Consider the following 6,772-nt stretch of genomic DNA (forward strand, 5'->3'; position numbering starts at 1 on the left):
AGTATGCGAATTCAGGAGGTGTTTTTTTCATGTACCACTATTCGGGTTCACTTCAATACTTGCCTCAACCGGTTTTTATGTCTCTTTATAATTTTTTGCCGTAATGACTGTTTCAAACTCAAAGGTTTCCGGTAGATGATCTGCATAAGAATATTCAAAAGTTCGTCCATCCGTTAAGTATGCCACTTGTTCAACTCTCATTAAGAAATCCTGATTTGTTAAGTTCATAAACTGCTTCTCCCTATCATCTGGGCGAATTCCTTTAACCCTGACAACAGATGTCCCTACTTCAAGACCAAGTTTATTTTGAATATGTGAGTATATTGACTCCTCTAAAACAGAAGCCTCAACACCTGGGATAACCGAGATTGGCATCCATGTATGCTCCATAATCGTCGGAATGCTGTGAATGATGCGGAGGCGAATGATTTTATAGACGAAATCACCGATTGAAACTCCCAATTTCTCAGCAACTACTTCATCAGCACCAACAATCGCAAACTCGATAATTTTACTTTCTACCTCACTGCCGTAAACAGCTTTCGTACCTGTTAAAGTTTGAATCATTCGTGCCTTTTCCTGCTGACGCCAATCTTGCACCACTGTTCCACTTCCGCGCCGGCGGATGATGTAGCCGTCTCTTACTAACAGATCCAGCGCTTTTTTAATAGTAAGTACTGAAACATCAAATTCTTCAGCAAGGACGGGGCTACTCGGAATTTTTTCATTGATTTTATATTCACCGTCTAAAATTTGTTGTTTAATCTTTTGATAAATGCCGAGGTATTTTACTTGTGTTGATCCGCTTGCCATTTCCATACCTCCTTTATATTGCATACTCGCTTCTATTCATTCAAATGTAAAGCCTCAAGTTTGTAGACTGAAGGTGATGGGACAGCAAATCCGTTTTCCAAGATTTCAATATTCGTTACCGCTTCTTCGTCTTTCACAAGTTTTGGTGCACCATTTACAATTGTGTCATAAGCTGCATCATAGAAACGACCATAATCACCAAGCGGCGTTTTAATTTGTTTTTCAATCCAGTCACCATTTGCATTACGATACTTAGCAATTCCATAATACATCGGCGAATCTTCACCAAATCCTGCACTCTCAGGCATAATACCCGCTTTCAAATCATTTTCCTGCTGATCTTCACCGTATTTAATAAATGAGCCATTTGTTCCATGAACGATAAAACGTGGATAATCTTTTGCTACAACATGGTTCGTTTTTAGTTTAATCTTCAACTGATTTCCGTAATGTAGACCAACATCGAAATAGTTATCAACCGCACCTTCTACTTCATTATTACGAATATCGTATGTCACCGTATCTGGACGGCCGAATAGTGAAATCATGCGGTCCATCGTATGAATACCTAAACTGTAAAATGAACCTTCTTCTTTTGGAGCTTCATGAGTGATTGAACCAGGACGGAAATAATCAATATGTGATTCAATCTCAATAATATCACCAAGGAATCCTTGTTCAACTACTTGCTTTACAGCTAAAAAATCACCATCAAAACGACGGTTTTGATAAGGCATAACGACTACACCTTTCTCTCGTCCTAAAGCTAATAATTCTTTCGCATGTTCTACTGTATCGCAAAATGGTTTTTCAACGATAACTGATTTTCCGGCTAGTATAACTTTTTTTGCTAATTCATAATGCGTATGTGCTGGCGTACAAATCGTCACTACTTGAATTTCTTTGTCATTCAACAATTCGTCCAAATCAGTAGTGAAGTAAACACCTTTTTCCTCATATGGAGCCGCTAATTCTTTATTTATTTGACGCACAAAAATCGTTTCTACTTTTATATTTTTACGTGTCTTCAGATAAGGTAGGTGATAACGGTTAGCTGATTTTCCAAATCCAATAAAGCCCATTGTTAATGTCATGTTCTTCAACTTCCTTGCTCATAAATTTTCGTTTCTACATTTATTATATATTTTTATCTTTAAAAGTATATAGTTTTGATTTTAAAATTATATATCAAAAAGTCGAGATAGAAATCATTTTCTGATCCCCATCTCGACTTTAAGTTATAGACTTATGTCCTATCATCATTTTATTTACACTCGATGACTAGAGAGCTCCTTGGTTACATGCTCTTATTCATACATATAAGAACGTGTCATCGGAATTGTATCATTAATCCCTTTTGTAAATACAAATTGATGTAAATCAATATTACCTGTAAAGAATGAAGCTGCACATGCATTTAAATATAAACGCCACATGCGGATAAATCGCTCATCTTTCGTTTTGCGAACTTCCTCTAGTACGTTTTCAAAATTTTGAGCCCAATGTTGTAATGTATTCCCGTAATGTCTACGTAAGCTTTCCACATCAACAATGAAAAATTGTTCGTTTGTCATGTTCGTGATTAATTCGTTAACAGCAGGAACATACCCACCAGGGAATATATATTTTTCAATCCAACCATTCGTAGCACCACCATTAGCCGGAGAAGTAATACAATGCAGCAGAGAAATCCCGCCATCATTTAGTAGTTTGTTAACTGTTTCAAAGTATTGCGTAATGTTGTCTTTTCCTACATGTTCGATCATACCTACACTAACAATTTTATCAAATTTATGATTCTTAATATCGCGGTAATCAAGTAAAGATACTTCAACTAAATCCGTAAGTCCCTCTTGTTTAATTCGCTCAGAAGTCTTTGCAAATTGTTCCTCACTTAGTGTTACTCCCATCGCTTTCACACCGTACTGCTTAGCGGCAGCTGTAATGAGCTCACCCCACCCGCAACCGATGTCTAATAGCGTATCACCTTTTTGAAGGTTCAACTTTTTCAAAATATGATTCACTTTATTATGTTGAGCTGTCATTAAAGAATCTTGTTCATTTTGGAAATACGCACAAGAATATGTCATTGTCTCATCAAGCCATAATTTATAGAAATCGTTCCCGATATCATAATGGTGAGCAATATGTTCTTTATTTTTTTGTTTTGAGAAATTCCATTTACTTTTGAAATATTGCAACTTACTATCACCTAAAAAGCTATCCTGCCTTTTATAAATAGATTGAATTGCCTTTTCAAGATTACCCTCTATTTCAAGGTCTCCATTCATATATGCTTCACCGAATGCAATAGAAGGATCCTTAGCAATTTCTTTTTTTGAGAGCGGCTTATGGAATGTTATATGAAATTGCGGTTCCCCTTCGCCATATTGTATTGTTTCTCCATTCCAAAGTGTAATTTGAACTGAATCTGAAAACAGATTTTTAAGTATTTTTTTATAAAAAAGTTCTTCAACCATAAAAACATCTCCTACTAAAAAATTGAACAAAAAACTTTACTAGTTAATAAGTCTTTTTGAACATAGCTTAAAATCGTTATGACTTCTTGCTACGAGTGTCATTATAAAACGGTTATATTATGAAGCATAGTACGTACTTTAAAGTGATGTAGGCACTTTTAAGTACCCATGACTGAAACAGGTCCTCAAAAATTTTACTTTTCATCATAAAAATTTTCTGAAGTTTTAAAATGAAAAACACCACCTCGTCATTAGGTGGTGTTTTCAATATTACATATAGAGATTTCACTTAACTTCTGTGTTTTTTCTATCTATGCATCGTTCTCCCCATGCGGTTAATTGATTTAATACATTTTGTAAAGACCACCCATAATCGGTTAGGGAGTATTCCACTCGAGGGGGAATTTCTTTGTAAATTTCACGTGTAATCACACCATCTTCTTCCAGCTCACGTAGTTGCTGCGTTAACATTCTCACAGAAATTTCAGGAATTAGACGTTGCAACTCACTCGTTCGCTTCTGTCCTTTCGTTAAGTGACATAAAATAACGACCTTCCACTTTCCCCCGATAATTTCTAAAGTTGCCTCTATCGGTATATTATATTGTTTCACGCGTGCTCCTCTCCTTTTTTCTAAATTTCTTCTCTATTGTTGCGTAAAAACAAATAATTTTCTATACGGCACATTTTAGTTCCTACAGCACAAAAAAGTACCTATATTACAAAAAAGTAATTATGCTGCGTAAAAATCTCCCTCTATAAAAAAAGAAAAAACGAACGTATTCTCGTTCGTTTTTTCTTTTTTATTCGGCTGCTGTAATGAGCATAGATGTGTTCCCATTCTTTTCAAGATGATTTTCTCCCCAGTTACAAAGAGTATCGAGTATAGAATCTAAAGAATGACCGTAATCAGTTAAAGAGTATTCTACTTTTGGTGGCACTTGGTTATACACTTTTCTCTCGATTACACCATCTTCTTCTAATTCACGTAATTGTTGCGTTAACATCTTTTGTGTAATACCAGACATTAATTGTTTTAATTCGCACGTTCTCTTTTTGTCTTTCTTTAAATGACAAAGGATAACTACTTTCCACTTTCCACCGATAACCTCTAAAGTTGCCTCTACAGGAATATTGTATGTTTTCATATAAAAATCTCCTTTATTAATTTTATAAGGCCATTAAGCTAAAGATTTAAATATTACTTTTAAGTATCTATAGCACCTTAAAGTACGTACTTTTTATTGTATTAAACATGTTTCATAATAGCATACGTAAACAGCAGATGAGTAGTACGGCACCAAAAAGTACCTGTATTACTTTTTAGTATCTATATCACTTTAAAGTACGTACTTTTCATTATGTAAAATACATTTCATAATAGCATTTGTAAGAGTTGAGTGAGTCATGCAGTATTAGAAATTACCTGTACTTTAAAGTGAGTATTTTTATCATACATTTTGTCAGACGATGAAATGACATGTTTTAATTTTCAAATACATTTTAGGAGGATATCTATAATGAGTAAATTACTAAAAGAAAAAATCGGTTTTGGTACAGCACCACTAGGGAATATGTACCGTAATATCCCAGAGGAAGAAGCAATCGCTACAGTGGATGCTGCTTGGGACAATGGTGTTCGTTACTTTGATACAGCTCCACTTTATGGATCTGGCTTAGCAGAAATTCGTCTTGGTGAAGCACTGTCAAAAAGAAATCGTGATGATTACTTTTTAAGCACCAAAGTAGGTCGAACGATTTCAGATGAACTAGAAGATCCATCTGCACGTGATTTAGGTGAAAAAGGCGGACTTTTCGAATTTGGTCGCAAAAATAAAATGATCAATGACTATAGCGCAGATGCAACACTTCGTTCTATCGAACAAAGTTTGAAACGTTTAAAAACAGATCGTCTAGACTTTGTATTCATTCATGATTTAGCACAAGACTTTTATGGTGATGAGTGGATTTCACAATTTGAAACAGCTCGAACAGGAGCATTCCGTACGCTAACACGTTTACGTGAAGAAGGAGTTATTAAGGGCTGGGGGCTTGGAGTAAACAAAGTAGAATCAATTGAACTTATGCTTGATTTAGAAGAAGCGAAACCAAATATATCCTTACTAGCTGGTCGCTATTCATTATTAGACCACGAACGTGCATTACAACGAGTAATGCCTGCAGCTGTAAAGCATAATATGGATATTGTTGTTGGTGGCCCATATAGCTCAGGTATTCTTGCTGGAGGCGCTCACTTCGAATATCAAAAAGCATCGCCAGAAATTATTGCAAAAGTTGAGAAAATGAAAGCTCTTGCAGATCGTCACGACATCAGCATCAAAGCTGCTGCACTACAATTTTCACTAGCTAATCCAGCAGTTGCTGCTGTTGTTCCTGGTGCAAGTAAACCGGAACGAATTGTAGAAGATCAAAATGCCTTAAATACAGTAATTCCAGCAGCATTCTGGGAAGAAATGCGCGAACAAAAACTAGTAGCACCTAATGCACCACTACCAATCAACGTAAAATAATAATGTAACTTTAATCAGTGGGAGCATCCCCCACTGATTATTTACCCGTAAATACCGGGATGAAAAGGAGCGTAATGAATATGGCACATACTACTACATCTATGGAAATTTTTGCTTCACCGGAACAAGTGTGGCAATTAATCGGAGGTTTCAACTCCCTTCCAGACTGGTTACCTTATATACCTAGCAGTAAATTAACTGAAGGCGGTCGTGTACGTCATCTAGCTAATCCGGATGGGGATACAATTATAGAACGCTTAGAAGTATTCAATGATAAAGAGCGCTACTACACGTATTCAATCATGAATGCACCATTCCCAGTCACTAATTATCTATCTACAATCCAGGTGAAAGAAGGTACTGAAAGTAACACATCGTTAGTAGAGTGGTCTGGTACATTCACTCCTGTTGAAGTTAGTGATGAAGAGGCAATTAATCTGTTTCATGGTATTTACAGCGATGGACTGAAAGCATTACAGCAAGCATTTCTAGATTAATTCATGTAATTGATTGAGACGAAAAATTTAATTAACAGTCAAATATTCGATTTTGTTGTTAAATTCATTATGAAAGATAAACAAATACAGCTTTCATACCTGCTTGTTAATTACAAGAAATAAAAAATACTACCTCCAAATGGAAGGTAGTATTTTTTATTAATCCGGAAAAACAATTAATCCCTCTTCTTTTTCATCCTGCTTTAAATCTTCTTCTGGGAAGTTTACAGTTGAATTTTTATCCCCTGTTCTTTTTGTTTCTTCACCTGGAAATACGAAAGTTGAATTTTCTTTTCCTTCATTTTTTTCTACGTTATCTGGAAATACCATAGGATCATTGGTAGTCAAATCACTATGAAATCCAAGGTTAGACAAAATCGCTTTTAAATCTGGTAAAACCCCATGCCCATCAACTTAAGAAATAAGACTACCCCCAAGTGTCAAAAAACGTT

General features: G+C 35.5%; 7 protein-coding genes and 1 pseudogene. 2 read left to right on the forward strand and 6 right to left on the reverse strand.

What is annotated here, in order from left to right; genetic code table 11:
- Positions 1 to 75: 75 nt before the first annotated feature.
- The 5 genes from ACODS7_RS30605 to ACODS7_RS30625 all read right to left on the reverse strand — a co-directional run bounded on the left by ACODS7_RS30605 (position 76) and on the right by ACODS7_RS30625 (position 4,440).
- Complete coding sequence (locus ACODS7_RS30605; RefSeq protein ID WP_224980021.1) at positions 76 to 813, reverse strand: GntR family transcriptional regulator; 738 nt, start codon at positions 811 to 813, stop codon at positions 76 to 78.
- Between the two features lie 32 nt (positions 814 to 845).
- Positions 846 to 1,907, reverse strand: coding sequence for an oxidoreductase (locus ACODS7_RS30610; protein WP_224980020.1), 1,062 nt, complete (start codon positions 1,905 to 1,907; stop codon positions 846 to 848).
- A 213-nt stretch (positions 1,908 to 2,120) separates the two neighbouring features.
- Complete coding sequence (locus ACODS7_RS30615) at positions 2,121 to 3,293, reverse strand: cyclopropane-fatty-acyl-phospholipid synthase (RefSeq protein WP_224980018.1); 1,173 nt, start codon at positions 3,291 to 3,293, stop codon at positions 2,121 to 2,123.
- Positions 3,294 to 3,578: 285 nt separating this feature from the next.
- A complete protein-coding gene (locus ACODS7_RS30620) occupies positions 3,579 to 3,905 on the reverse strand; it encodes a winged helix-turn-helix transcriptional regulator (RefSeq protein ID WP_224980016.1) in 327 nt (108 codons plus the stop codon).
- Between the two features lie 190 nt (positions 3,906 to 4,095).
- Complete coding sequence (locus ACODS7_RS30625; protein ID WP_000860820.1) at positions 4,096 to 4,440, reverse strand: winged helix-turn-helix transcriptional regulator; 345 nt, start codon at positions 4,438 to 4,440, stop codon at positions 4,096 to 4,098.
- Positions 4,441 to 4,812: 372 nt separating this feature from the next.
- Between ACODS7_RS30625 and ACODS7_RS30630 the strand changes: the two genes are divergently transcribed.
- Entirely contained in the window at positions 4,813 to 5,823 is a 1,011-nt protein-coding gene (locus ACODS7_RS30630) for an aldo/keto reductase (RefSeq protein ID WP_224980014.1), read from the forward strand.
- An 80-nt stretch (positions 5,824 to 5,903) separates the two neighbouring features.
- Positions 5,904 to 6,320 carry an SRPBCC family protein gene (locus ACODS7_RS30635; RefSeq protein WP_016080843.1) on the forward strand — a complete coding sequence of 139 codons (417 nt, stop codon included), beginning with the start codon at positions 5,904 to 5,906 and terminating at the stop codon, positions 6,318 to 6,320.
- A gap of 159 nt (positions 6,321 to 6,479) precedes the next feature.
- Here the strand turns inward: ACODS7_RS30635 and ACODS7_RS30640 are convergent.
- A pseudogene (locus tag ACODS7_RS30640) lies at positions 6,480 to 6,731 on the reverse strand (S8 family peptidase); the annotation flags it as partial.
- Positions 6,732 to 6,772: the final 41 nt, after the last annotated feature.

The sequence above is a fragment of the Bacillus sp. FG16 genome, assembly GCF_057809515.1.